27 protein-coding genes are annotated in these 22629 nt (G+C 62.4%); 3 read left to right on the forward strand and 24 right to left on the reverse strand.

Annotation, left to right across the window (positions count from 1 at the left end):
• The first annotated feature begins 278 nt into the window (after positions 1-278).
• Together V3H18_RS06480 and V3H18_RS06485 are read left to right on the forward strand one after the other, a co-directional pair.
• Entirely contained in the window at positions 279-1772 is a 1494-nt protein-coding gene (locus V3H18_RS06480; protein WP_332081165.1) for a Y-family DNA polymerase, read from the forward strand.
• Positions 1769-5068, forward strand: a complete 3300-nt coding sequence (locus V3H18_RS06485; RefSeq protein WP_332081166.1) for an error-prone DNA polymerase — start codon at positions 1769-1771, stop codon at positions 5066-5068. Before V3H18_RS06480 ends, V3H18_RS06485 begins: the two co-directional genes overlap by 4 nt.
• A 79-nt stretch (positions 5069-5147) precedes the next feature.
• On the opposite strand, the gene V3H18_RS06490 is transcribed toward V3H18_RS06485, so the two are convergent.
• The 5 genes from V3H18_RS06490 to V3H18_RS06510 all read right to left on the reverse strand — a co-directional run bounded on the left by V3H18_RS06490 (position 5148) and on the right by V3H18_RS06510 (position 8913).
• Positions 5148-5480, reverse strand: coding sequence for a DUF1049 domain-containing protein (locus tag V3H18_RS06490; RefSeq protein ID WP_332081167.1), 333 nt, complete (start codon positions 5478-5480; stop codon positions 5148-5150).
• A gap of 226 nt (positions 5481-5706) precedes the next feature.
• The gene (gene ihfB / locus V3H18_RS06495; protein ID WP_332081168.1) at positions 5707-5997 is read right to left on the reverse strand and encodes an integration host factor subunit beta; all 291 of its coding nucleotides are present in this window, start codon (positions 5995-5997) and stop codon (positions 5707-5709) included.
• Between the two features lie 48 nt (positions 5998-6045).
• The gene (gene sppA, locus V3H18_RS06500; RefSeq protein WP_332081169.1) at positions 6046-7017 is read right to left on the reverse strand and encodes a signal peptide peptidase SppA; all 972 of its coding nucleotides are present in this window, start codon (positions 7015-7017) and stop codon (positions 6046-6048) included.
• A 64-nt stretch (positions 7018-7081) separates the two neighbouring features.
• Positions 7082-7408, reverse strand: coding sequence for a divalent-cation tolerance protein CutA (gene cutA, locus V3H18_RS06505; RefSeq protein WP_332081170.1), 327 nt, complete (start codon positions 7406-7408; stop codon positions 7082-7084).
• A gap of 8 nt (positions 7409-7416) precedes the next feature.
• Positions 7417-8913 (reverse strand): DegQ family serine endoprotease, encoded by a 1497-nt coding sequence (locus tag V3H18_RS06510; protein ID WP_332081171.1) that lies wholly within the window; start codon positions 8911-8913, stop codon positions 7417-7419.
• 241 nt (positions 8914-9154) lie between these two features.
• On the opposite strand from V3H18_RS06510, the gene V3H18_RS06515 reads away from it, so the two are divergent.
• The gene (locus V3H18_RS06515) at positions 9155-11962 is read left to right on the forward strand and encodes an AAA family ATPase (protein ID WP_332081172.1); all 2808 of its coding nucleotides are present in this window, start codon (positions 9155-9157) and stop codon (positions 11960-11962) included.
• A gap of 81 nt (positions 11963-12043) precedes the next feature.
• Here the strand turns inward: V3H18_RS06515 and rplQ are convergent, their stop codons facing one another.
• From rplQ to rplP, 19 genes are all read right to left on the reverse strand, one after another.
• Entirely contained in the window at positions 12044-12457 is a 414-nt protein-coding gene (gene rplQ, locus V3H18_RS06520; RefSeq protein WP_332081173.1) for a 50S ribosomal protein L17, read from the reverse strand.
• 121 nt (positions 12458-12578) lie between these two features.
• Entirely contained in the window at positions 12579-13598 is a 1020-nt protein-coding gene (locus V3H18_RS06525; RefSeq protein WP_332081174.1) for a DNA-directed RNA polymerase subunit alpha, read from the reverse strand.
• Positions 13599-13696: 98 nt separating this feature from the next.
• A complete protein-coding gene (rpsK, locus tag V3H18_RS06530) occupies positions 13697-14086 on the reverse strand; it encodes a 30S ribosomal protein S11 (protein ID WP_332081176.1) in 390 nt (129 codons plus the stop codon).
• A gap of 128 nt (positions 14087-14214) precedes the next feature.
• A complete protein-coding gene (gene rpsM, locus V3H18_RS06535) occupies positions 14215-14583 on the reverse strand; it encodes a 30S ribosomal protein S13 (protein WP_138166894.1) in 369 nt (122 codons plus the stop codon).
• 271 nt (positions 14584-14854) lie between these two features.
• On the reverse strand, positions 14855-15466 hold the full coding sequence (locus tag V3H18_RS06540) for an adenylate kinase (protein ID WP_332081177.1): 612 nt from the start codon (positions 15464-15466) through the stop codon (positions 14855-14857).
• The gene (gene secY / locus V3H18_RS06545) at positions 15463-16803 is read right to left on the reverse strand and encodes a preprotein translocase subunit SecY (RefSeq protein ID WP_332081178.1); all 1341 of its coding nucleotides are present in this window, start codon (positions 16801-16803) and stop codon (positions 15463-15465) included. The genes V3H18_RS06540 and secY overlap by 4 nt, the downstream gene beginning before the upstream one ends.
• A 309-nt stretch (positions 16804-17112) precedes the next feature.
• Positions 17113-17589 (reverse strand): 50S ribosomal protein L15, encoded by a 477-nt coding sequence (gene rplO / locus V3H18_RS06550; protein WP_332081234.1) that lies wholly within the window; start codon positions 17587-17589, stop codon positions 17113-17115.
• A 13-nt stretch (positions 17590-17602) separates the two neighbouring features.
• On the reverse strand, positions 17603-17794 hold the full coding sequence (gene rpmD / locus V3H18_RS06555) for a 50S ribosomal protein L30 (RefSeq protein WP_332081179.1): 192 nt from the start codon (positions 17792-17794) through the stop codon (positions 17603-17605).
• Positions 17795-17807: 13 nt separating this feature from the next.
• Positions 17808-18374, reverse strand: a complete 567-nt coding sequence (gene rpsE / locus V3H18_RS06560; protein ID WP_332081180.1) for a 30S ribosomal protein S5 — start codon at positions 18372-18374, stop codon at positions 17808-17810.
• Between the two features lie 138 nt (positions 18375-18512).
• Entirely contained in the window at positions 18513-18875 is a 363-nt protein-coding gene (gene rplR, locus V3H18_RS06565; protein ID WP_332081181.1) for a 50S ribosomal protein L18, read from the reverse strand.
• A 21-nt stretch (positions 18876-18896) separates the two neighbouring features.
• Positions 18897-19430 carry a 50S ribosomal protein L6 gene (gene rplF / locus V3H18_RS06570; protein WP_332081182.1) on the reverse strand — a complete coding sequence of 178 codons (534 nt, stop codon included), beginning with the start codon at positions 19428-19430 and terminating at the stop codon, positions 18897-18899.
• Positions 19431-19458: 28 nt separating this feature from the next.
• Entirely contained in the window at positions 19459-19857 is a 399-nt protein-coding gene (rpsH, locus tag V3H18_RS06575) for a 30S ribosomal protein S8 (protein ID WP_332081183.1), read from the reverse strand.
• 12 nt (positions 19858-19869) lie between these two features.
• Positions 19870-20175 (reverse strand): 30S ribosomal protein S14, encoded by a 306-nt coding sequence (gene rpsN, locus V3H18_RS06580; RefSeq protein ID WP_332081184.1) that lies wholly within the window; start codon positions 20173-20175, stop codon positions 19870-19872.
• A gap of 46 nt (positions 20176-20221) precedes the next feature.
• A complete protein-coding gene (rplE, locus tag V3H18_RS06585) occupies positions 20222-20923 on the reverse strand; it encodes a 50S ribosomal protein L5 (RefSeq protein WP_332081185.1) in 702 nt (233 codons plus the stop codon).
• A complete protein-coding gene (gene rplX, locus V3H18_RS06590) occupies positions 20916-21233 on the reverse strand; it encodes a 50S ribosomal protein L24 (RefSeq protein WP_332081186.1) in 318 nt (105 codons plus the stop codon). Before rplX ends, rplE begins: the two co-directional genes overlap by 8 nt.
• A complete protein-coding gene (gene rplN, locus V3H18_RS06595; protein WP_332081187.1) occupies positions 21233-21601 on the reverse strand; it encodes a 50S ribosomal protein L14 in 369 nt (122 codons plus the stop codon). The genes rplX and rplN overlap by 1 nt, the downstream gene beginning before the upstream one ends.
• 121 nt (positions 21602-21722) lie before the next feature.
• Entirely contained in the window at positions 21723-21965 is a 243-nt protein-coding gene (rpsQ, locus tag V3H18_RS06600) for a 30S ribosomal protein S17 (protein WP_332081188.1), read from the reverse strand.
• 6 nt (positions 21966-21971) lie between these two features.
• Positions 21972-22184 (reverse strand): 50S ribosomal protein L29, encoded by a 213-nt coding sequence (rpmC, locus tag V3H18_RS06605; RefSeq protein WP_332081189.1) that lies wholly within the window; start codon positions 22182-22184, stop codon positions 21972-21974.
• 13 nt (positions 22185-22197) lie between these two features.
• Entirely contained in the window at positions 22198-22611 is a 414-nt protein-coding gene (gene rplP / locus V3H18_RS06610; protein ID WP_332081190.1) for a 50S ribosomal protein L16, read from the reverse strand.
• Between the last annotated feature and the right edge of the window lie 18 nt (positions 22612-22629).

The raw sequence follows: 22629 nt of genomic DNA on the forward strand, positions 1-22629 counted from the left end.
CGGCGCGCCGATCTTCATCGTCCGGACGGGGGCCGTCCCCGCGCCGAGCGCCGCCGCGAGCCGCTGGCTTGTCCGGGCGCTCCCGTCCCGCGCGCTGGCGGCGAATGCGCCGGGGGCGGCGGCTTTTGCGATTTTTCTGCTGCGCCGGCGCGGCGGCGCGGCCGGCTATGCGTGGCGTGTGGAGTGGAGTCGCGACCGTGGCGTCTTCGAGGACAGAACTTTTAGCGCATCGCCGCTATCTGGCGCTGTGGCTTCCTTTCCTCTCGGCGGAGCGCGTCATGAAGGCGCGCGGGAAACAGCCCGGGGCTTTGGATGACGCGCCGCTCGTTCTCGTCAGGAAGGAGCGGAGCGCGCTGCGCATCGACGCGCTCGACAAAAAGGCGCTCGGGCTCGGCCTGAGGCCCGGCATGACGCTCGCCGACGCCAGGGCGCGCGCGCCCACGCTCGCCGTCGAACAGGCCGATCCGGCGGCCGACGAAGCTCTCATGTTCAGGCTCGCCGCTTTTTGCGAGCAATTCACGCCGCTCGTCGCGCTCGATCCGCCTTGCGGCCTCATGCTGGACGTAACCGGCTGCGCGCATCTTTTCGGCGGCGAGGCGCCGATGCGCGCCTGCGTTTTGCAAACCATGACGCGGCTCGCTTTCACGGGCCGCGCCGCCGTGGCCGGAACGCCCGACGCCGCGCGCGCCCTGGCGCGCTTTGGCGAGGCGGCCGTCGTTCCTCCCGGCGCGGACGAGGCTTTCACGCGCCCGCTCTCCGTCATCGCGCTGGAAGCCGAGCGGGAGATAAGCGTGGCGCTCACGCGCGCCGGCCTGACGACATTGGGCGCGCTCGCCGATCGCGCGCCGGCGGCGTTGACGGCGCGTTTCGGCGCCCCGACGATCCGCCGCCTCACGCGCATTCTCGGGCGCGAGGACGCGCGCGTCACGCCCTTGCGGGCCTTGCCCGACTGCATGGTCGAGCGGCGCTTCGCCGAGCCCTTTCTCGATCTCGCCGCGATAGAGGCGGTGCTGCGGCCGCTGATCGGGGAAGCGATGGGCATTCTCGAAAAGCGCGGGCAAGGCGGACGCGCTTTTGAAGCGCGCTTCTTTCGCACGGACGGCGTCGTCCGCGCGCTCCATTTCGAAACCGGCGCGCCCTCGCGCGATGTCGAGGCGCTGTTGCGGCTCTTCCGCCTCAAGGCCGATGCGCTCGCCGATCCGCTCGATCCGGGCTTCGGCTTCGACGTGATCCGCTTTTGCGTCTTGCGCGCTGAAGTCTTGGCGCAAAGCCAGCTCGGCTTCGAGCGGCGGGACGCGCAGGAGAGCGAATTCGCCGATCTCATCGATCGTCTCGCGGCGCGTTTCGGGCGCGAACGCGTGCTGCGCTTCACGGCGCATGACACGCATGATCCCCGTCGCGCGGCCTCTTATATTTCCGCCGCCGCGCCGGCCGCTTCTTCTTCCTGGCCGAAGCCGGAGGAAGGCGAACCGCCCTTGCGGCCGCTGTTCCTGTTCGAACCGCCGCAGCCCATCGAAACTATGGCGCAGACGCCCGACGGGCCGCCGGCCTCTTTCAAATGGCGCCGCGTGCGGCGCATCGTCGCCCGCGCCGAAGGGCCGGAGCGCATCGCGCCGGAATGGTGGCGCGACGCCGCCGGCGCGCAAAGGCCGACGCGCGACTATTACCGCCTCGAGGATCGCGAAGGGCGTCGCTTCTGGGTGTTTCGCGAAGGCCTCTATGAAAGCGAGACCGCGGACCCGCGCTGGTTTCTGCATGGGCTCTTCGCATGAGCGCGCCTTTCGCCGAACTCGTCGCCATGACGAATTTCTCCTTTCTGCGCGGCGCGTCGCATCCAGGAGAGATGGTTCTGACGGCCTTGCTGCTCGGCCAGAACGGAATCGGAATCGCCGACCGCAACAGTGTCGCCGGCGTCGTGCGCGCCTACGCCGCACTGAAGGAGCTGCGCGAAAATCTGCGCGATCCGCCGGCGGACTTTGACGCCGCGCTACGCGCGCAATTCGATATTGCGCGCGTCGACGCTTTCAAGCTCGTCGTCGGCGCGCGTCTCGTCTTCGCGGACGCAATGCCCGACGTCATCGTCCATCCGCAAAATCGAAACGGCTGGGCGCGTCTCACGCGGCTGCTCACGACGGGAAATCTACGCGCCAAAAAGGGCCAATGTCATCTCTACTTCGACGATCTCGCGCAAGCGGCGGGCGATCTTCTGCTGATCGTCATGCCGCCCCGCGAGCTTGCGCTATTACCCTCAATGCTCGCACGTCTGCGCGACATAGCAAAAGGAGACGTCTGGCTTGGCGCCGCCATGCCGCGGCGCGGCGACGACAGGCGGCGTCTCGCGAAACTGAAAGAGATCGCCGCGCGCGCGGGAACGCCGCTCATCGCGACGAATGACGCGCTTTACGCCGATCCGCGCCAGCGCGATCTGCAGGATGTCGTGACCTGCATCCGCGAGGGCGTGACGCTCGCGCGCGCGGGACGCAGATTGGAGGTCAACGCCGAACGGCATTTGAAAGCGCCAGGCGAAATGGCGCGACTCTTTACTGACGCGCCAGAGGCGATCGAGGAGACGCAGAATTTTCTTGCTCGCGTCGATTTCTCGCTCGGTCAATTGCAATATGAATATCCCGACGAACCTATTCCGCCGGGACGCAATGCGCAGGAATGGCTCGATGAATTGACCTGGCGCCACGCCGCGATGCGCTATCCGCAAGGCGTCCCGGAAAAGGTGGATAAGCTTCTGCGCGACGAACTCTCGCTCATCGAGAAACTCGATTACGCGCGCTATTTCCTCACCATTCACGACATCGTGCGCGTCGCGCAGGATAAGGGGATTCTCTGCCAGGGGCGCGGCTCCGCCGCCAATTCCGCCGTCTGCTATGCGCTCGGCGTCACCTGCGTCGATCCGGCCGAGCACGATCTTCTCTTCGCAAGATTCATCTCGCAGGAGCGCAAGGAGCCGCCCGACATAGACGTCGATTTCGAACATGAGCGGCGCGAGGAGATCATCCAGCATATTTACGAAAAATACGGCCGCGCGCGCGCCGGCCTCGTCGCCACCGTCATCAGCTATCGGCCGCGCAGCGCCATTCGCGAAGTCGGCAAGGTCTTCGGCCTCACCGAGGACGTGACCGCCGCGCTCGCCCATACGCAATGGGGCAGCGGCGGCTCGAAGATTCCCGACGCCCATATCCGTCAGGCGGGCCTCGATCCGGAAAACCCCGTCATTCGCCGCGCCATAGATTTCGCAAAGCGGCTGCTCGGCTTTCCGCGCCATCTTTCGCAGCATGTCGGCGGCTTCGTGCTGGCGCGCGGGCGGCTCGACGAGCTGACGCCCATCGCCAACGCCGCCATGCCGGAGCGCACCTTCATCGAATGGGACAAGGACGACATCGACGCGCTCGGCCTCATGAAGGTCGACGTGCTCGCGCTTGGCATGCTCACCTGCATCCGCAAGGCTTTCGACGAGCTGCGCGCGCATGAAGGCGTGGACCTGGGCCTCGCCGACGTGCCGCAGGCGGATGCGCCGACCTATGAGATGCTCTGCAAGGGCGACTCCCTCGGCGTCTTTCAGGTCGAGAGCCGCGCGCAGATGAACATGCTGCCGCGCCTCAAGCCGCGCGCCTTCTACGATCTCGTTATTCAGGTCGCGATCGTGCGGCCCGGCCCGATCCAGGGCGATATGGTGCATCCCTATCTGCGCCGCCGCGCCGGAATCGAGCCGGTGACCTACCCTTCGCCCGCGCCGGAGCACGGGCCGAAGGACGAATTACGCGCGGTGCTCGAAAAGACCATGGGCGTGCCGCTCTTTCAGGAACAGGCGATGAAGCTCGCCATGGTCGCCGCGGAATTCTCCGAGGTCGAAGCCAATCGTCTACGCCGCGCCATGGCGACCTTCCGCAATGTCGGCACGATCCATCTTTTCGAATCGATGATGGTCGAGCGCATGGCGGCGCGCGGCTATGACCGCGCCTTCGCCCAAAGCTGTTTCAACCAGATCAAGGGATTCGGCTCCTACGGCTTTCCCGAAAGCCATGCGGCCTCCTTCGCCAAGCTCGTTTATGTTTCCTCCTGGATCAAACGCCATCATCCGGCGATCTTCACCTGCGCCTTGCTCAATTCGCAGCCCATGGGCTTTTACGCGCCGGCGCAGATCGTGCGCGACGCGCGCGACCATGGCGTCGACGTGCGCGCCGTCGATGTGAATTTCAGCGATTGGGACAATAGGCTGGAGCGCGCCGAAGACGGCGCTCTCGCGTTACGCCTCGGCTTTCGTCAGGCCGACGGCCTGCATGAAGACGCAGGCAGGCGCATCGCCGCGGCGCGCGGCGACGCGCCCTATGAGAGCGTCGAAGAGCTTGCGCGACGCGCGGCGCTCAATACGGCGACCTTGCGCGCGCTCGCCGACTCCGACGCCTTTCGCTCGTTGAAAAGCGACCGCCGCCAGGCCTTATGGGACGTGCGCCGCCTGCCTGACGCCAAGCCTCTGCCGCTCTTCGCCGCCGCCGAGGCGCGCGAACTCGCCGCGGAGCCTGACCCGCTCCTGCCGGCGATGTCGCTTGGCGAACATGTCGCGGCCGACTATCAGACGCTGCGCCTTTCGCTGAAGGCGCATCCGATGGCGGTGCTGCGGCCGATTTTCGCGCGCGAGCGCATCAAGACCTGCGCGGAGACGAACGCGCTCGCCGATGGCGCATGGGCGCGCGCGGCGGGCGTCGTGCTGGTGCGCCAGCGGCCCGGTCAGGGCAACGCCATTTTCGTCACGCTCGAAGACGAAACGGGCGTTCTCAATCTCGTCATCTGGGCGCGCCTCTTCGAGCGCTATCGCCGGGAAACGATGGCGGCGCGGCTGATGCTCGCGGAAGGCCGGGTGCAGAAAAGCCCGGAAAACGTCGTGCATCTCATGGCCTTGCGGATCATCGACCGCAGCGGCGACCTCAACAGCCTGTCGGACGGCCACCGGCCGGACCTCGCCCTGTCGCGCGCGGATGAATTCGCGCATCCGCAATCCGCGCGCGTCCATCCGCGCAATATCCGCGTTCTGCCGAAGTCGCGGGATTTTCATTAAAGCATTTTCAGCCGAAGTGGGCTCCGGTTCGGCGTAGAAAATGCGTCAATTTGAGAAAAGGATGGCGCGCCGCGCGCGCCTATTTCGTCTTGTCGCCGGGCAGGCTCGCGAGCGCCTGCTGGCGCAGCCGCTCGATCTCCACCCTGGTCTTGCGCGCCTCGGCCCGCGCCACTTTCGCGGCGCGCCGCACCGGCAAATGTCCAATCCAGGAAGAAACCCCGCCGGCGAGCACCCCGACCGCGGCCGAAGCGAGCACGACGAGGAAGATCGGCGCATCGAAATGGGGGCCGGAGTCGTCGTTCGGCGCAAAAGGATCGAGCCAGATGCGCACCGATTCGCGATTCGCCATGGCGAAAAACAGAATGACGAGCGCCAGCGGAACGAAGACGATGATGCGCAAAATCGACTTCATGACATCTCCCTCTTGATCGGCGCCGCGCAGCGAGACCCGGCCGCCGTCCGCTGCGGCGGCCTTCCCTTTAGATGAGAGCGAGCCTCCATTCCTGATCGAAGCGCCGCGCGCTTCCGCCAAAAACGATCTCGCTCTAGATCATGCTGCATTTGGACGGAATCGTCCAAAGGCAGATAGCGTCGCATGCCGCGCGCCCCGACCCCAAGGCGCAGCCGTTTTCTTCGCCTCAACCGGGGTAGTTCTCGTTGAGACGCTCGCGCATCTCCTTGCCGGTCTTGAAAAACGGCACGCTCTTTTCTTGCACGGCGACTTGCGCGCCGGTGCGCGGATTGCGGCCCGTGCGGGCGTCGCGCTTCTTGACCGAAAAGGCGCCGAATCCTCGCAGTTCGACGCGATCGCCGCGCGCCAGGGCCGCGGTGATCTCGTCAAGAATCGTGCTGACGATCGTCTCCACGTCGCGCTGGTAGAGGTGGCCGTTACGGCGCGCGATACGTTGAATGAGTTCAGATTTTATCATGAGCCGACCTGAGATGTTGGCGTCGAAGACGCGCCGGCGCAGCCGGCGTCAGTTGGCGGTGGAACCCTGCCAAATCGCCAATAGGCCGTCAAGGCCGCTGCTCCGCTCCAGTCGGACGGATTGCTCCAAAAAGCCCGCGAGCGATTGAAGCCCGACGACGCGCGCGAGACTCGCGGCGCCCTCGACAAGGCCGAGCCGTTCGAGATTGGTTTTCTTCTTCCATTCGCGCACCGGCAGATCCTTGGCGACTCCCTTATTGGCGACGAGCCAGTCAATCGCTTCCCGCCTTCCGCCGATAAGATCGACGAGCTTGAGCGGCTGGCCCTGACGCGCGGTGAAGACGCGGCCGTCCGTCACTTTCGCCAGCTCCTCTTCGTCGAGATTGCGGCGCTCGCGAACGAGATTCTTGAACCAAACGTAGGAATCCGCGACGAGGCTCGCAATCGCCGCGCGCGCCTCGGGGCTCGTCGGCTCAAAGCCGTTGGGCGCGGCTTTGAGCGGCGAGGATTTCACGGTTTCGACCTCGACGCCCCATTTGTCGAGGAGCTTGTACACATTGGGATATTGAAACAGCACGCCGATCGAGCCGACGAGCGAATTGCCGCGCGCGACGATCGTGTCGGCGGCGAGCGCGGCGATATAGGCGCCCGACGCCGCCACCGTGCCAACGACCGCGACCACCGGCTTTTTCTCCGCGACGCGCCGTAGCTCCTCATAGAGCCGCTCGGCCCCCGTGGTGGTGCCGCCGGGGCTCTCGATTTCGAGCAGCAGCGCCTTGGCCTGATTCGAATCGCCGATTTTTTTCACAAGGTCGAGCGTATCGTCGTCGCCGGTGATGAGGCCCTTGAGCTCCAGCCGCGCGACATGCGGCGTCAGCTTGTCGGCCGATTCGGCGCCGCCGAGCCTAACGGCGACGACAAGTCCGGCGACGCCAAAGGCGAGCAGCGCGGCGAGGCGCCACCAGCCGAGCTTGCGGCGGAGCCGACGGCGGTCGATGAGATAATCATTCGGAACTGACATCGGGAGCGTCCATGTTGCGGGCTGTGGGGAAGGTAGTGTCGCGGGCCTACATTTGAAAGGCGATTCATGCGGATTCCCGGCGCGTCGCCGCCAAGGCCCAGGCAAGATAGTCGCTGTCGGCCTCCGCGATGTCGATGCGCAGAATTTCCGGCGTCTCATAGCTGTGGAGGCGTCGCACGAGAGTCGCGAGCGCGCCATAGTCGTCGGCGCGCGCCTTCATCTGCAGCAGGAATTCCGGCTCTTCGCGCAATTCGTCTTTCCAGACATAGAGACTTTGCGCCGCGCTGATCTGAATGCAGGCGGCCAGCTTCGCCGAAAGCGCGGCGCGCGCGAGTTCGCGCGCCTTGTCCTCGCCGTCGATCGTCGTGACGAGAAGGACGAGGCCGCTCATGATCCGCGTCAGCCGCCGATCACGGTGGTGAATACCTGGCCGCCGCGCGACAAGGTGATTTTCCAGTAATAGGCGCGGCCCGCCGTGACTTTTTCGAGCTCCCGCGTCGAATCGACCTTCTGGTCGTTCACCTCGAGCACGACGTCGCCGCGCTGGAGATTGAGCTGCTGCGCATAGGAGCCGTCCTCAATCTCCGCCACGACGACGCCGTTCGTCGCGCCCTGCACCGACATTTCCTCGATCACCGCAGGGGAAATATTGACGACGGTCGCGCCTGTGAAAGGCGAGCGGCCTTTCAGCTTCACCTCATCGCGCGGCGGCGTCTCCGGCGCCGGCGCGAGGCGAATTTGCGCGGCAATCTTCTTGCCGCCGCGCAGAACGCCGAGCGTCGCCTGTCCGCCGAGCGGCTTGGTGCCGAGGCGATAGCCCACGGCTTCGGGATCGTCCGCCGGCTGGCCGTCGACCGAGATAATGACGTCGCCGCGCTTCAGTCCCGCCTCCGCCGTCGGGCCCTTGGGATCCACGTCGGCGAGCAGCGCGCCGGTCGGGCGATCGAGCCCGAGGCCGTCGGCGATTTCCTGAGAGAGACCCTGTAGCGATGCGCCCATCCAGGGACGCTTCACGAGCTTGCCGCCGCCCTTGGCGGCTGCGATCACGCTTTTCACCATATTCACGGGAATCGCGAAGCCGATGCCGACCGATCCGCCGGATTTGGAGAAGATCGCCGAATTGATGCCGACGACGCGGCCGTTCATATCGACGAGCGGCCCGCCGGAATTGCCGGGATTGATCGCGGCGTCGGTCTGGATGAAGAAACCATAGTCGGTGATGCCGACATGGGTGCGCGCCAGCGCCGAGATAATCCCCTGCGTCACCGTCTGGCCGACGCCGAACGGATTGCCGATGGCGAGCGTCAGATCGCCGACTTCGAGCGCGTCGGAATCGCCAAGCTCCATCGTCGGAAAGTTGGAGCCTTCGGTCAGCTTCAATACGGCGAGATCGGTGCGCGGATCGCGCAGCAGAATTTTCGCCGGGATTTCGCGTTTGTCCGCCAGCGCCACTTTCACGTCGGTCATGCCTTCGATGACGTGGTTGTTGGTCACGACAAGCCCGCCTTGATCGACGATCACGCCCGAGCCGAGCGACTGCGCCATATTGCGGCCGGGCATGCCCCCGCCCTCGCCGAAAAAGCGGCGAAAGATCGGATCGTCGAGCAACGGATTGGCCGGCATGCGCTCGACGCGCGAAGCGAAGACATTGACGACCGCCGGCTGCGCCTTCTTGACGATGGGCGCGAAGGAATAGGCGATTTCTGCCCGGCTTGTCGGGACCACGCGCTCCGGCGCCGGCGGCGTGAAGCTCTCGACGCGCCCGGGGGATTTTTCTTGCGGCGCCGGCTGCGCCAGCGCCGGCCCCGGTTCTGCACAACGTCCGATGAGCGTTGCCGTAACGCCGAGCGCCGCCGCAAGCGCGACCAACCGAGAAGCACCAATGAACCATCGCATCGTTCGCTCCGCCAGAGAATCAAAAGAGATATATAAACGCGAAATAGCGGCGCTACGGCGACGAAGAGTTTTCGAGGTCTTCCGACGTTTCCTTGACGCGGGACCAATTCTTGCCGGTTTCAGTCTTGACCTCATACGAACGAACCATAAGATGAAGGTTGTTAGGTGCGGCATTGCTCGAAGGATTTATATTACCAATTAAACATGCCGAAGCGAAAAGTCATTTTTGGGGAGCGTTTACATGGTTGCATCAGATCAAAATTTTATTCCTGGAGCCACGGGAACGAACTCGGCCGAACGTCGCAAGCGCGACCTCGAAGATCAGATCGATATTCTTCGTGAATTGGATGAGCAGCGGCGAAAAAGCGCCGATCTACGAGATTACGGCATAAGGGTGCTTGAATGGCTGTACAACAGGACAGACCGCGAGAAGTTTGAGAAGGTATTATACTATGGACTTATCGATTGTTTTTCTCGGCATAGTGCCGGGAATTATGAAGATTTAAGCAAAAATTGCCGCGACAAGGCCGGCATTTTTTCCGCTCTAAAATTGGAGGAAATCAGCAAGCACGACAGTCCGGTTCTATTTGCAGCATGCGGCTTGCAAGCCTGTGTCGCTACCCCCGGAATGAGCTACTCGAAAGCAGCTTTATTATGTTACTACTATATCGCGCGCGAAATGTATACAGCTGACGCCCCTCGTTGGAGTATTGGCGGGATTCGCGAATCGCCGGAAGATCAACTCGAAGAGTCGCCTCGTATCACCGCACAATGTGTTCGAGCCATTCTCCGTTTTATCGAACATCAAGAAGCGTCAAGACATTATATTGCCTGTCTGCGCGAACGGGATGACCAAATAAGAAGACTAAAAAGTCCGTCACATGAGCATGTGCAAGACTGGACAAAAATTGAGCTTTCCCGCGTTAATGTCGAGTGCTTCATCACGCTAAAGCGATGCGCAAGCAAGTTGGTCTTTCCAGTTCGATCGTTGTCCCCTTCGGACCTCGAAAATGCGGTGCTTACAAAAGAGATAATCCGCGAATTAAAAAGCACAGCCGATACTATCAGCGATAGCTTCAAAGAAGTCATAAATGAAATAACACGGTATTGGCGGAAGGAGAAACGTAATAAACCTATTGATTCACGCACATTATTTGGTCACGAAAGAGCTCTACTAGCTATTTCAAGTGGCTTAGATATTACCAAGACCATCCAATCCTCATTTACTAACACCACCGCAACCGATGACACGGAGGAGAATTTTGCTCATCACCAAAACGTTTTTCAATCAATTGAAGAAGGGCTGGAGAGGGCGGCCAAGAATATGCGCGGCATGCTTCTTCCAGCAGCAAATTATTTGGAAAATGTTTTAGATCACGAACTTGTATCGGCACTGGTTTATGGTCGGGCAAGAGAACCGGCTCGAATCGTGACTAGCGCCTCCGCTTTGCTCAGTTTGGATAAGCGACGCGGGCACGACAAGAAGATAAAGGAAGCTGTGTCTTTCGTTTACAGCAGCGTTTCGGATACAGGAGAGTTTCCAATTCCCCGACCAGAACGCACGCGCCGGGAATCACTGGGCACCCCTTTCCCGATGGAAGCAATTGAGGCGTTTGCTGGACTATTGCGGCTTACGATTGGCATTCCTTCAGACGAAGTCGTAGTTGATCTCACTCGACGAATGCTTAGATTTTTCGAAGACAATCGCGCCCGTGACTTAACCTCAGCTAGAGACGTTAACGATCTACCTGTCGAGATAGATGATCCTATTCACGCGGGCTGGCATCATCCCTTTCACGAAGCAACGCCGCATTTCGACCCGCAAACCACGATTGTCGCGGTAAACGCCCTTGCCGCGATCAACCGAATGTTGGACGAGAAAATAAATGATACGATTCTTAAATTCTTTAGCGTCAAGAAGCCTGGAATAGACTTAGATTCAAGACTAAATCTCAATTCACTATTTTACCCAGACTACGGCCTTGTTTCTGAGAAAAAAAACACAAAACCCATCTCTCCTCCGAAATTTGAAAAACAATGGCCAGATCATTTCGGCCGCGAAGACTCAATTGCGGTAACTCTACAAAAAATGCGAGCGCATATCCAGCGCATATCGTTAGGGCCAGAGGTGGATTTGCCATGCTCCGTCGCGCTGCACGGTCCTCCGGGAACGGGCAAGACTACTCTTGTCGAGGCTTTGGCGCAAACATGCGATGTTCCACTCGTCGAAGTGACTCCAAGCGACATCATCGTCGGCGGCGAGGAGGCCGTTGAACGCCGGGCAAGAGCCGTATTCGAAGCATTGCGGTTCCTTACGCGCGTCGTTATTCTTTTCGACGAATTTGATCCCGTGTTGTGGGATCGCGATCCAGAGTCGAACGAACGCAGCGTATTCACGTTCCTCACGCCGGGAATGCTGCCGAAACTCAAAGACCTGCGCAAATCAGCAAAAAAACGGTCGGTGGCATTTGTCCTTTCGACAAATTTGATTAGTCGATTGGACGACGCCGCGATACGAGAAGGAAGATTCGACGAGAAAATTGGAATTTATCCTCCCGATCCGCTATCCCGTGCCGGTCGGCTGTTAAATCACTGGGATATGTTCTGCGAAGCAGTTCAACACTCGGATTCCGACGACACACGAAAACAGAAATATAAATCTCAAAAAGAAGATTCTGTTGAACCGAGGATTTTGGATATCCTCAAATACACGTCGCATGGCGCGATGGAAAGTTTAGGCAAGCCAGGTTGGTTCAGTATGCCGGACCCTTCCAAAAAACTTAGTAGCGAGACAGGCGGCGAAAAAAAATCAGGAAACCCATTCGATTGTATGTACAATTGCAATTTGAAGTGCGAACAAACCGCACAAGAAGCCTTCTTCGATATAGGCAAAAAGGAAAAACTCAAGAAGAAGATCGCAATTTTAGAATTCGGCCAGTGGTGGTGGCTTCATAAATGGGAAAAAAATATTGAAACGGCTGAAGACCTCAAAACAGCCCTCGAGGCTAGGTCTAGTTTCGACGAATTTGAAAAGCTTATGGAAAATTAAGCGAATTTCATGTGAAGGGCGCCGCTAAGGAGCGCCCTTCACTAAAGAATTCCGGCCAAACCGAATTATCCTCCGCCGCCGTTACGCCACTTCTTCCTCGCCCATGACGGGACCAGAATCCTGGCCCTTGGCGTCGACGTCGCGGTCGACGAATTCGATCACCGCAAGCGGCGCGTTGTCGCCATAGCGGAAACCCGCCTTTAGCACGCGGGTGTAGCCGCCATTGCGCTCCTTATAGCGCGGGCCGAGCACGTCGAAGAGCTTGCCGACGAGCTTCACATCCTTGATCTGCGCGATCGCCTGGCGGCGCGCATGGAGATCGCCGCGCTTGCCGAGCGTCACCAGCTTCTCGATGACGGGGCGAAGATCCTTTGCCTTGGGCAGCGTCGTGACGATCTGCTCATGCTTGATCAGCGCCTGCGCCATATTGGCGAACATCGCCTTGCGATGCTCATGCGTGCGCCCGAAGCGGCGCTTCTTATGACCGTGATACATGCGGCTCTCCGTTGATTATGCGGCCGCCGTGCCAAGGAACGGCCGTCGATTATGCGGCAATAGGCAGTCGGCAGATCGGCAGTCGGAAAACCCACCGCCGACTGCCGACGCCCGACTGCCGTCAATAATGCTCCTCGAACCTCTTTGCGAGGTCGTCGATGTTCTCCGGCGGCCAGCCGGGCACTTCCATGCCGAGGTGCAGGCCCATTTGCGCCAGCACCTCCTTGATCTCGTTCAAGGACTTGCGCCCGAAGTTCGGCGTGCGCAGCATTTCCGCTTCCGACTTCTGGATGAGGTCGCCGATATAGACGATGTTGTCGTTCTTCAGGCAGTTCGCCGAGCGCACGGACAGCTCCAGCTCGTCGACCTTCTTGAGGAGCGCCGGATTGAAGGCGAGCTGCGGGATCGACGGCGCGGCCTCTTCGCGGCGCGGCTCCTCGAAATTCACGAAGACGTTGAGCTGATCCTGGAGGATGCGCGCCGAAAAGGCGAGCGCGTCCTCGGGGGTGATCGCGCCGTTGGTTTCGAGCGTCAGCGTCAGCTTGTCATAGTCGAGGACCTGGCCCTCGCGGGTGTTTTCGACGCGATAGCTGACCTTCTTCACCGGCGAATAGAGACTGTCGATCGGAATGAGGCCGATCGGCGCGTCCTCGGCGCGATTGCGGTCGGCCGGGGCGTAGCCCTTGCCCGTCGAGATGGTGAATTCGATGCGGATTTCGGCGCCCTCGTCGAGGGTGCAGATGACGAGATCGGGGTTCAAGATCTGCACGTCGCCCGTCGCCTGAATGTCGCCCGCCGTGACGACGCCCGGCCCCGTCTTCTTAAGCGTCAGGCGCTTGACGCCCTCGCCCTGATATTTGATGGCGATGTCCTTGATGTTGAGGACGATGTCGGTCACGTCCTCACGCACGCCGGGGATCGACGAGAATTCATGCAGCACGCCGTCGATGTGAATCGAGGTGATCGCGGCGCCCTGCAGCGACGAGAGCAGAACGCGGCGCAGGGCGTTGCCGAGCGTCACGCCGAAGCCGCGTTCGAGCGGCTCGGCCACCGCCGTCGCGATGCGCTTGGGATCGTCTCCGGCGGCGACCTCGAGCTTGTTCGGCTTGATGAGTTCCTGCCAGTTCTTCTGGATGCTCACGTGGAGGCCTTTCCTTGAAGCTCCTGAATGCGGCGCCGGGGCCTTGGCCCCAGGCCGCGCGATATGAAATCGGACAATCTGAAATCCGTAGCCGCGTTCTAGACGCGGCGCCGCTTGCGCGGCCGGCAGCCATTATGCGGAATGGGCGTCACGTCGCGGATCGACGTGACGGTGAAGCCCGCCGCCTGCAAGGCGCGCAGCGCCGATTCGCGGCCCGATCCCGGCCCCGAGACTTCGACTTCGAGCGTGCGCACGCCATGTTCGCCCGCCTTGCGCGCCGCGTCCTCGGCGGCCATTTGCGCGGCGTAGGGCGTCGATTTGCGCGAACCCTTGAAGCCCATCGAGCCCGCGGACGACCAGGAAACGGTGTTGCCCTGCGCGTCGGTGATGGTGATCATGGTGTTGTTGAACGTCGAATTCACATGCGCGACGCCCGAGACGATGTTTTTTCTCTCCCGGCGGCGAATGCGGGTAGTGTCCTTGGCCATAGTTCAGTTTGCCTTTCGATATCGACGCCGCCGTAATTCCAGCGGCTCCACCTGATAGGGCAGTCGGCAGTCGGGCTTCGGCAGTCGGAAAAAACCGAATGTCGACTGCCGACTTACGACTGCCGGAATTACTTCTTCTTGCCGGCGATCGGCTTCGCTTTGCCCTTGCGGGTGCGGGCGTTGGTGTGAGTGCGCTGGCCGCGCACCGGCAATTGCCGGCGATGGCGTAGGCCGCGATAGCAGCCAAGGTCCATCAGGCGCTTGATGTTGATCGCGACCTCGCGGCGCAGATCGCCCTCCACCATATAGTCGCGGTCGATGGTCTCGCGAATTTGCAGCACTTCCGCATCGGTGAGCTGCGACACCCGGCGCTCGGAAGGAATGCTCACCTTCTCGCAAATCTCGGCGGCCTTTTTGGCGCCGATGCCGTGGATGTATTGGAGCGCGATGACGACGCGCTTATTGGTCGGTATATTGACGCCTGCGATACGGGCCACTGTGCCTCTCCATTTGAGGGAGCGAACGCGCTCCTTGCGACATCCGCGTCCGGTGGAGCCCGGCTCATGCGGATGGTTGCTTTCAGACGAAAACAAGCTCCGTCCCCCAAAAGGGAGGCGGAGCCGCCTGTCGACAACGTGAAGACTGCTTAAATAGACGCGAAAGCCCTTGGGGTCAAGCGGCTTTCACGAAAAATAAGCGGCGCGTCGCCCGTCCCGCAAGCGCTCACGCGGCGGTAAGAACAGGCCAATTCAATGGATTGACGCGCGTTCAGGAGCTTGCCCGGATCGCCTGCGGTCCCGCCTCGCTCAAGGCCTGATCGATGGCCGCCGTCACCTCGTCGACCGGCGCCATGCCGTCGATCTTGGTCAGTTCGCCCCGCCCCGCGTAATGCGCCGACACCGGCGCGGTCTGGACGCGATAGGCTTCGAGCCGCGTCTTGAAGCTTTCGGGATTGTCGTCGGCGCGGACCGTCCCGCCGGCGGCGCGGGTCTCGTCGACGCGCTTGCGCATGCGGTTCACGAGCGCGTCTTCGTCAACGATGAGGTCGAGCACGGCGTCGAGCGCGAGGCCCTTGCGCGCGAGCAGCCCCCGCAGCGCCTCGGCCTGGGCGACGGTGCGCGGAAAGCCGTCGAGGATGAAGCCCCTGGCGCAGTCGGGATTTTCGATCCGCTCGCCGATGATGCCGATCACGACGTCGTCGGGCACGAGGGCGCCGGCGTCCATCAGCGCCTTGGCCTTTAGGCCGATCGGCGTCTTCGCCGCCACCGCCGCGCGCAGCATGTCGCCCGTCGAAAGCTGCGGCACCCCGTGCTTAGCGACGAGACGCGCCGCCTGCGTGCCCTTGCCGGCGCCGGGCGGCCCGAGCAGAACGAGCCTCATCGGGCGCGCTTTCCGCCGCGCAGCTTCGCCTTGCGGATCAAGCCCTCATATTGCTGGGCCTGCATATGCCCGTGGATTTGCGCCACCGTGTCCATGGTCACGCTGACGACGATGAGCAGCGAGGTGCCGCCGAAATAGAAGGGCAGATTGGCGTAGGCGATCAGCCCTTCCGGGATGAGGCAGATGATCGCGAGATAGGCGGCGCCGAGCACGGTGACGCGCATCAATACGTCGTCGATGAATTTCGCCGTGCGCTCGCCGGGGCGTATGCCCGGCAGGAAGCCGCCATGTTTTTTCAAATTGTCGGCGGTCTCGACCGGATTGAACACGATCGCCGTATAAAAGAAGGCGAAGAAGACGATGAGCCCGACATAGGCCAGCATGTAGAGCGGGCGGCCATGGCCGAAATAGGCGGAGACCGTCGCGAAAATGCTGTCGCTGCCCGTCGACTGGTAGAAATTCGCGACCGTCGTCGGCAGCAGCAGGAGCGAGGAGGCGAAGATCGGCGGAATGACGCCCGACGTGTTGAGTTTCAGCGGCAGGAAGGAAGTCTGGCCCTCATAGACGCGATTGCCGTGCTGCCGCTTGGGATAGGTAATGAGGAGGCGCCGCTGCGCGCGCTCCATGAAGACGATGAAGGCGACGACCGCCAGCGACATGACGATGACGCCGATGATGAGGCCCGTCGAGATCGCGCCCTGGCGCCCGAGCTCGAGCGTGGAGACGATCGCGGAAGGAAAGGCGGCGACGATGCCCGCGAAGATGATGAGCGAGGAGCCGTTGCCGATGCCGCGCGAGGTGATTTGCTCGCCGAGCCACATCAGGAACATGGTGCCGCCGACCAGCGTCACGACGGTCGTCACGCGGAAGAAGATTCCCGGATCGGTGACGACGCCCTGCTGGCCTTCGAGCCCGATGGCCATGGCGTAGGCCTGGAAGGTCGCAAGCGCCACGGTGAGATAGCGCGTGTATTGGTTCAGGACCTTACGGCCGGATTCGCCTTCTTTCTTCAGCGATTCGAGCGTCGGTATGACCGAGGTCAGAAGCTGGATGATGATCGAGGCCGAAATATACGGCATGATGTTGAGCGCGAAGATCGCGCGGCGCTGCACCGCGCCGCCCGCGAACATGTTGAAGAGCTCCAGCATGCCTTTCGACTGGCCGAAGAAGCTTTTCGCGAACGCTTCGGGGTCGATGCCCGGCAGCGGCACATAGGTGCCGAGGCGATAGACGATCAGCGCGCCCAGCGTGAATAGGATGCGTTTTTTCAGTTCCTCCGACTTGCCGAAGGCGGAGAGATTGACGTTGGCCGCGAGCTGCTCGGCTGCCGATGCCATGAAGGAACTCCTTCGATTGCGCGCCCCATCCCCCCTTTCCAAGGGGGACGCGGCATGTGCGGGGCCGGGTATTTCCCAAAGCGCCCGCTCCTCCCGACGGCCTTCCGCCTGCCGACGTCTTCCCGGGGTTCAACCCCGGGCTTTTTTATTCTGGCCCTCCCCCGCTCGGGGGAAGGGAAATGTCTTAGCGCGCTTTCCGATCGGACGAAATCGTCCGATCGACAAGAAATCGCGCCAAATTTAATAAGCTGGAGCAAGTTCTGATCGAAAAAGTCTGTCAACTTTTTCGGAACTTGCTCTAGCGCCGCGTCAGGCGGAAACCTGCTCTCCAGCGAGCAGCTTGACCGAGCCGCCCGCGCCTTCGATCGCCGCGACCGCGGATTTCGACGCCGCCGCGACCTCGAAGGCGAGCTTCGCCTTCAACTCGCCTTGACCCAGGATTTTCACGCCGTCGCGCGGCTTGGAGAGGACGCCGGCCGCAATCAGCGCGTCTTGCGTCACCGTCGCCGCCGCATCGAGCTTGCCCGCGTCCACCGCCTGCTGAATGCGGCCGAGATTGACCTCATTATAGTCGGTGGAGAAGGGGTTATAAAATCCGCGCTTGGGCAGGCGGCGATGCAACGGCATCTGGCCGCCTTCGAAACCCTTGATCGCGACGCCGGTGCGGGCCTTCTGGCCCTTGACGCCGCGCCCGCCGGTCTTGCCCTTGCCAGAGCCAATGCCGCGGCCGACGCGCATGCGATCCTTGCTCGCGCCCGGATTGTCGGAAAGTTCGTTGAGCTTCACCATGGCCAACCCCTCACTTCTCGCCGACGATTTTGACGAGATGCGCGACCTTGGCGATCATGCCGCGCACGGCTGGCGTGTCCTGAAGCGTGCGGCGACGCCCGATACGGGTGAGGCCCAGGCCAAGAAGCGTCCGCCTCTGGCGCTCGGGCCGGCCGATCGCGCTGCCGGTTTGCTCGACGACGATTTCTTTGCTCTGCGTCATGGCTCGCCCCTTCTTACGCGTCGACGGCGTCGGCGTCGACGCCCTGGCGACGCGCCTGCAGCGTCGAGACTTTAAGCGAGCGGCGCGCCGCGACCGAGCGCGGCGAATCCTCATGGCCGAGCGCGTCGAATGTCGCGCGGATCATATTATAGGGGTTCGAGGACCCCTGGCTCTTCGCCACCACGTCATGCATGCCGAGCGTCTCGAAGACGGCGCGCATCGGACCGCCGGCGATGATGCCGGTGCCGGCCGGCGCCGCCCGCAAAATAACGCGGCCCGCGCCATGGCGCCCGTGAACGTCGTGATGCAGCGTGCGGCCTTCGCGCAGCGGCACGCGGATCAGCGAGCGCTTCGCCGCCTCCGTCGCCTTGCGGATCGCCTCCGGCACTTCGCGCGCCTTGCCATGGCCGTAGCCGACGCGGCCCTTCTGGTCGCCGACGACGACGAGCGCAGCGAAGCCAAAGCGACGGCCGCCCTTCACAACCTTGGCGACGCGATTGATGTGGACCAGGCGATCCACAAATTCGCTGTCTTCCCGATCCCGATCGCGGCCGCGACCGCCTTCACCTTCACGCGCCATTTTCTCTTCCGTCACTTACGCGGCGAAAACCGCCGCTCGCTTCGTTCATTGCCGATCCTTCGGATCGGCGCCCGGCGCATGAGCGCCGACGCGCATTCGCGCTATAGGCGCGCGGGCCGAAGGCCGCGCGCCGCTTGGTTAAAATTCCAGTCCGCCCTCGCGGGCGCCGTCGGCGAGCGCCTTGACGCGCCCGTGATACATATAGGCGCCGCGGTCGAACACCACTTGCTTCACGCCCTTGGCGACGGCGCGCTCAGCGAGCAGCTTGCCGACGACCTTGGCCGCCTCGGTATCGGCGCCCGTCTTCAAGGCCTCGCGATTCGCCTTCTCGAGCGAAGAAGCGGCGACGAGGGTCGCGCCCTTCTCGTCGTCGATGATCTGCGCATAGATCTGCTTCGAGGAGCGAAACACCGACAGGCGCAGCCGTCCATAAGCGCGCTCGCGGATCGCCTTGCGCACGCGCGCTTTGCGACGCTCTTCGATCTTCGTGTCCCTGGCCATAACGGCGATCCTTATCGTTCTTTACTTCTTCTTGCCTTCCTTGCGGAAGATGAACTCATTCGCGTATTTCACGCCCTTGCCCTTATAGGGCTCGGGGCCGCGCAGCGCGCGGATTTCGGCGGCGACCTGGCCGACCTGACGCTTGTCGACGCCGGTGATGGTGATCTCCGTCGGCTTGGGCGTCACGATCGCGATGCCCGCCGGGATCGGATAGTTCACGTCATGCGAATAGCCGAGCGCGAGTTGCAGCGTCTTGCCCTGCACCGCCGCGCGATAGCCGACGCCGGTGATTTCGAGCTTCTTCTCGAAGCCCGTCGAGACGCCGACGACGATATTGTTGATCTGCGCGCGCGCCGTGCCCCAGAGCGCGCGGGCGCGCTTGGTTTCATTGCGCGGATCGATCTTGATCGCATTGTCCTGCTGCGTCACCGAAACGTCGTCCGGGGCGAGGAACTGGAGTTCGCCTTTCGCGCCCTTCACCTGGACGAGCTGGCCGTCCACCTTGGCGGTCACGCCGGCGGGAACGACGACAGGCTTTTTGCCGATACGAGACATTGTTGCAAATCCTGTTTGATCCGCTCGGTCAGAAGACCTTGCAGAGCACCTCGCCGCCGACATTGTTCTCGCGCGCCGCGTGATCGGCCATCACGCCCTTGGGCGTCGACACGATGGTGACGCCGAGGCCGTTGGCCACCCGCGGCACCGCGCCGACCGCCGCATAGACGCGCCGCCCGGGACGCGACACGCGCTCGATCTGCTTGATGACCGGCTCGCCGTCGAAATATTTCAGCTCGATCTCGAATTCGGTGCGGCCATTGCCGAAATCCGTGGACGAATAGCCGCGGATATAGCCTTCTTCCTTCAGCACGTCGAGCACATGAGCGCGCAGCTTCGAGCCCGGCGAAGCCACCTTCTCCTTGCGGCGCATCTGCGCATTGCGGATGCGGGTGAGGAGATCGCCCAATGGATCATTGATCGCCATTTGCCGCTCTCCTTACCAGCTCGACTTCACAAGACCCGGGACGAGCCCGCGCGAACCCAGTTCGCGCAGCGCGATGCGGGACATTTTCAGCTTGCGATAGAAAGCGCGCGGACGGCCGGACACTTCGCAGCGGTTGCGGATGCGCGCCGGCGCGGAGTTGCGCGGCAGCTCCGCGAGCTTGAGGCGCGCCTCGAATTGCTCCTCGGCGCTGAGCGACTTGTCCTTCGCGACGGCCTTGAGCCGGGCGCGGCGGCCGGCATAAGTCTTGACGAGCTTCACCTTCCGCTTGTTGTTTTCGATCGCGCTTTTCTTCGCCATCAGTATTTCGCCTTTCAGTATCCGCGTTTGAGGAGCCGACTGGCCCTCACTGCCGGAACGGGAAATTAAACGCCTTGAGCAGGGCGCGCGCCTCTTCGTCGGTTTTGGCGCTGGTGCAGACGATCACGTCCATGCCGAGAATCGACTCGGCCTTGTCGTAGTCGATCTCCGGGAACACGATGTGCTCCTTGATGCCGAGCGCGTAATTGCCGCGCCCGTCGAACGACTTCGGATTGAGGCCGCGGAAGTCGCGCACGCGCGGCAAAGCGACGGTGATGAGCCGGTCGAGGAACTCGTACATGCGCGTCTTGCGCAGCGTCACTTTCGCGCCGATCGGCATGTTCTCGCGCAGCTTGAAGGTCGAGATCGCCTTGCGGGCGCGCGTCACCACCGGCTTCTGGCCGGCGATGAGGCCGAGATCGCCCGCCGCCGCCGCCGCCTTCTTGCTGTCGTTGACCGATTCGCCGACGCCCATGTTCAGCACGATCTTCTCGATCGTCGGCACTTCGAGCGCGTTCTTATAGCCGAACTCCTTAGTGAGCGCCTCGCGCACCACTTCGTCGTAATGCTTCTTCAAGCGCGGCACATAGGGAACCCCGCCCTCGGACGGGCTCGCGGGCTTCGCCGGCTTTTCCTTGGGGGCGGGCTTCTCGGCGGCCTTCTTGGCCTCCTTCGCCTGCGCGCCGTCAGCGGCCGCCTTTTGAGCCTTCGCGGGCTTTTCGGCCTTCGGCTTCTTTTCCTCAGCCATCGATCAATTCTCCGGAACGCTTGGCGACGCGGACCTTGCGGCCGTCGTCGAGAATCTTGAAGCCGACGCGCGTCGGCCTGCCGTCCTTGGGATCGGCGAGCGCGAGATTCGACAGATCGATGGGCGCGGCCTTGTTGAAGATGCCCGCCTCGCGATCCTTGGTCTGGCGCTGATGGCGCTTGACGATATTGACGCCGTCGACGACCGCGCGGCCTTCCGTCGGAATGACGCGCAGCACCTCGCCCTTCTTGCCTTTATCGCGGCCGGCGAGAACGATGACCTTGTCGCCCTTCTTGATCTTGGCGGCCATCACAGCACCTCCGGCGCGAGCGAGATGATCTTCATGTGGTTCTTGGCGCGCAATTCGCGCGGCACCGGTCCGAAGATGCGCGTGCCGATCGGCTCTTTCTGATTGTTGATCAGCACCGCCGCGTTCGAATCAAAGCGAATCGTCGAGCCGTCGGCGCGCTTGATGTCTTTCGAGGTGCGCACGACGACGGCTTTCAGCACGTCGCCCTTCTTCACGCGGCCGCGCGGAATCGCCTCCTTGATCGACACGACGATGATGTCGCCGACGCCGGCGTATTTGCGCTTGGAGCCGCCGAGCACCTTGATGCACATCACGCGGCGCGCGCCGGAATTATCGGCGACGTCGAGATTTGTCTGCATCTGTATCATGGCCTATCCGCCTTTCCTTCCGGTCTGGTTTCGGTCTTCGCCGACTTCGTCCGGAGAATGAGATCGTTTCTCTTTACGCATGTTCCCAAAAACCGCATGGCGCTTTTGGGGATCATGCGCTCTACTGGCTCGCCGCCGTCTCGACGACGCGCCAGCGTTTCAATTTCGAGATCGGCGCCGTCTCCTCGATCGTCACCGTATCGCCCACCTTGAACGCGCCATTCTCGTCATGGGCGTGGTAGTTCTTGGTGCGGCGCACCGTCTTCTGGAACAGCGGATGGGTGAAACGGCGCTCCACCTTCACCACCACGGTCTTGTTCTGCTTGTCGCTGACGACGACGCCCTGGAGAATTCGCTTCGGCATGGCGGTTTAACCTTGCGTTTCCGCGCGCTTTTGCGCGGCGATGGTTTTTATGCGGGCGATGTCGCGACGCACGACGCGCACGCGGGAGGTATTCTCGAGCTGGCCCGTCGCCCGCTGAAAGCGCAGATTGAACTGCTCCTTCTTGAGCTTCAACGTTTCGTCGTTGAGCTGATCCTCGGTCATCGTCTTGATGTCGGAGAGGCGCTGCTTGGATTTCATGAGACGTCCTCCCTTACTCGGCGATGCGTTCGATGAAGCGGGTCTTGATCGGCAGCTTCGCGGCGGCGAGCGTCAAGGCCTCGCGCGCGAGCGGCGCCGGCACGCCGTCGACCTCGAACATGATGCGGCCCGGCGCGACGCGCACCGCCCAAAATTCCGGCGCGCCCTTGCCCTTGCCCATGCGCACTTCGGTCGGCTTCTTGGAGACCGGCACGTCGGGGAAGACGCGGATCCACACGCGGCCGGCGCGCTTCATATGACGCGTCATGGCGCGGCGCGCCGCCTCGATCTGGCGCGCGGTGATGCGCTCGGGCTCCAGCGCCTTCAAGCCGAACTGACCGAAGCTCAGCGAGAAGCCCGCCTTGGAGGCGCCACGGATGCGGCCCTTGAAAGCCTTGCGGAACTTGGTGCGTTTGGGTTGCAGCATGGGAGTCGCTCTTTAACC

It is taken from the genome of Methylocystis borbori, from assembly GCF_036576025.1.
Taxonomy (GTDB): Bacteria; Pseudomonadota; Alphaproteobacteria; order Rhizobiales; family Beijerinckiaceae; genus Methylocystis; species Methylocystis borbori.

Bases quoted from the DNA above. Each gene is read 5' to 3' on its own strand.
- V3H18_RS06480 (WP_332081165.1), top strand. From the start codon at position 279: ATGAAGGCGCGCGGGAAACAGCCCGGGGCTTTGGATGACGCGCCGCTC.
- V3H18_RS06485 (WP_332081166.1), top strand. From the start codon at position 1,769: ATGAGCGCGCCTTTCGCCGAACTCGTCGCCATGACGAATTTCTCCTTT.
- V3H18_RS06490 (WP_332081167.1), bottom strand. From the start codon at position 5,480: ATGAAGTCGATTTTGCGCATCATCGTCTTCGTTCCGCTGGCGCTCGTC.
- ihfB (WP_332081168.1), bottom strand. From the start codon at position 5,997: ATGATAAAATCTGAACTCATTCAACGTATCGCGCGCCGTAACGGCCAC.
- sppA (WP_332081169.1), bottom strand. From the start codon at position 7,017: ATGTCAGTTCCGAATGATTATCTCATCGACCGCCGTCGGCTCCGCCGC.
- cutA (WP_332081170.1), bottom strand. From the start codon at position 7,408: ATGAGCGGCCTCGTCCTTCTCGTCACGACGATCGACGGCGAGGACAAG.
- V3H18_RS06510 (WP_332081171.1), bottom strand. From the start codon at position 8,913: ATGCGATGGTTCATTGGTGCTTCTCGGTTGGTCGCGCTTGCGGCGGCG.
- V3H18_RS06515 (WP_332081172.1), top strand. From the start codon at position 9,155: ATGGTTGCATCAGATCAAAATTTTATTCCTGGAGCCACGGGAACGAAC.
- rplQ (WP_332081173.1), bottom strand. From the start codon at position 12,457: ATGTATCACGGTCATAAGAAGCGCCGCTTCGGGCGCACGCATGAGCAT.
- rpsK (WP_332081176.1), bottom strand. From the start codon at position 14,086: ATGGCCAAGGACACTACCCGCATTCGCCGCCGGGAGAGAAAAAACATC.
- V3H18_RS06540 (WP_332081177.1), bottom strand. From the start codon at position 15,466: ATGAGGCTCGTTCTGCTCGGGCCGCCCGGCGCCGGCAAGGGCACGCAG.
- secY (WP_332081178.1), bottom strand. From the start codon at position 16,803: ATGGCATCGGCAGCCGAGCAGCTCGCGGCCAACGTCAATCTCTCCGCC.
- rpmD (WP_332081179.1), bottom strand. From the start codon at position 17,794: ATGACGCAGAGCAAAGAAATCGTCGTCGAGCAAACCGGCAGCGCGATC.
- rpsE (WP_332081180.1), bottom strand. From the start codon at position 18,374: ATGGCGCGTGAAGGTGAAGGCGGTCGCGGCCGCGATCGGGATCGGGAA.
- rplR (WP_332081181.1), bottom strand. From the start codon at position 18,875: ATGGCCAGGGACACGAAGATCGAAGAGCGTCGCAAAGCGCGCGTGCGC.
- rplF (WP_332081182.1), bottom strand. From the start codon at position 19,430: ATGTCTCGTATCGGCAAAAAGCCTGTCGTCGTTCCCGCCGGCGTGACC.
- rpsH (WP_332081183.1), bottom strand. From the start codon at position 19,857: ATGGCGATCAATGATCCATTGGGCGATCTCCTCACCCGCATCCGCAAT.
- rpsN (WP_332081184.1), bottom strand. From the start codon at position 20,175: ATGGCGAAGAAAAGCGCGATCGAAAACAACAAGCGGAAGGTGAAGCTC.
- rplE (WP_332081185.1), bottom strand. From the start codon at position 20,923: ATGGCTGAGGAAAAGAAGCCGAAGGCCGAAAAGCCCGCGAAGGCTCAA.
- rplX (WP_332081186.1), bottom strand. From the start codon at position 21,233: ATGGCCGCCAAGATCAAGAAGGGCGACAAGGTCATCGTTCTCGCCGGC.
- rplN (WP_332081187.1), bottom strand. From the start codon at position 21,601: ATGATACAGATGCAGACAAATCTCGACGTCGCCGATAATTCCGGCGCG.
- rpsQ (WP_332081188.1), bottom strand. From the start codon at position 21,965: ATGCCGAAGCGAATTCTCCAGGGCGTCGTCGTCAGCGACAAGCAGAAC.
- rpmC (WP_332081189.1), bottom strand. From the start codon at position 22,184: ATGAAATCCAAGCAGCGCCTCTCCGACATCAAGACGATGACCGAGGAT.
- rplP (WP_332081190.1), bottom strand. From the start codon at position 22,611: ATGCTGCAACCCAAACGCACCAAGTTCCGCAAGGCTTTCAAGGGCCGC.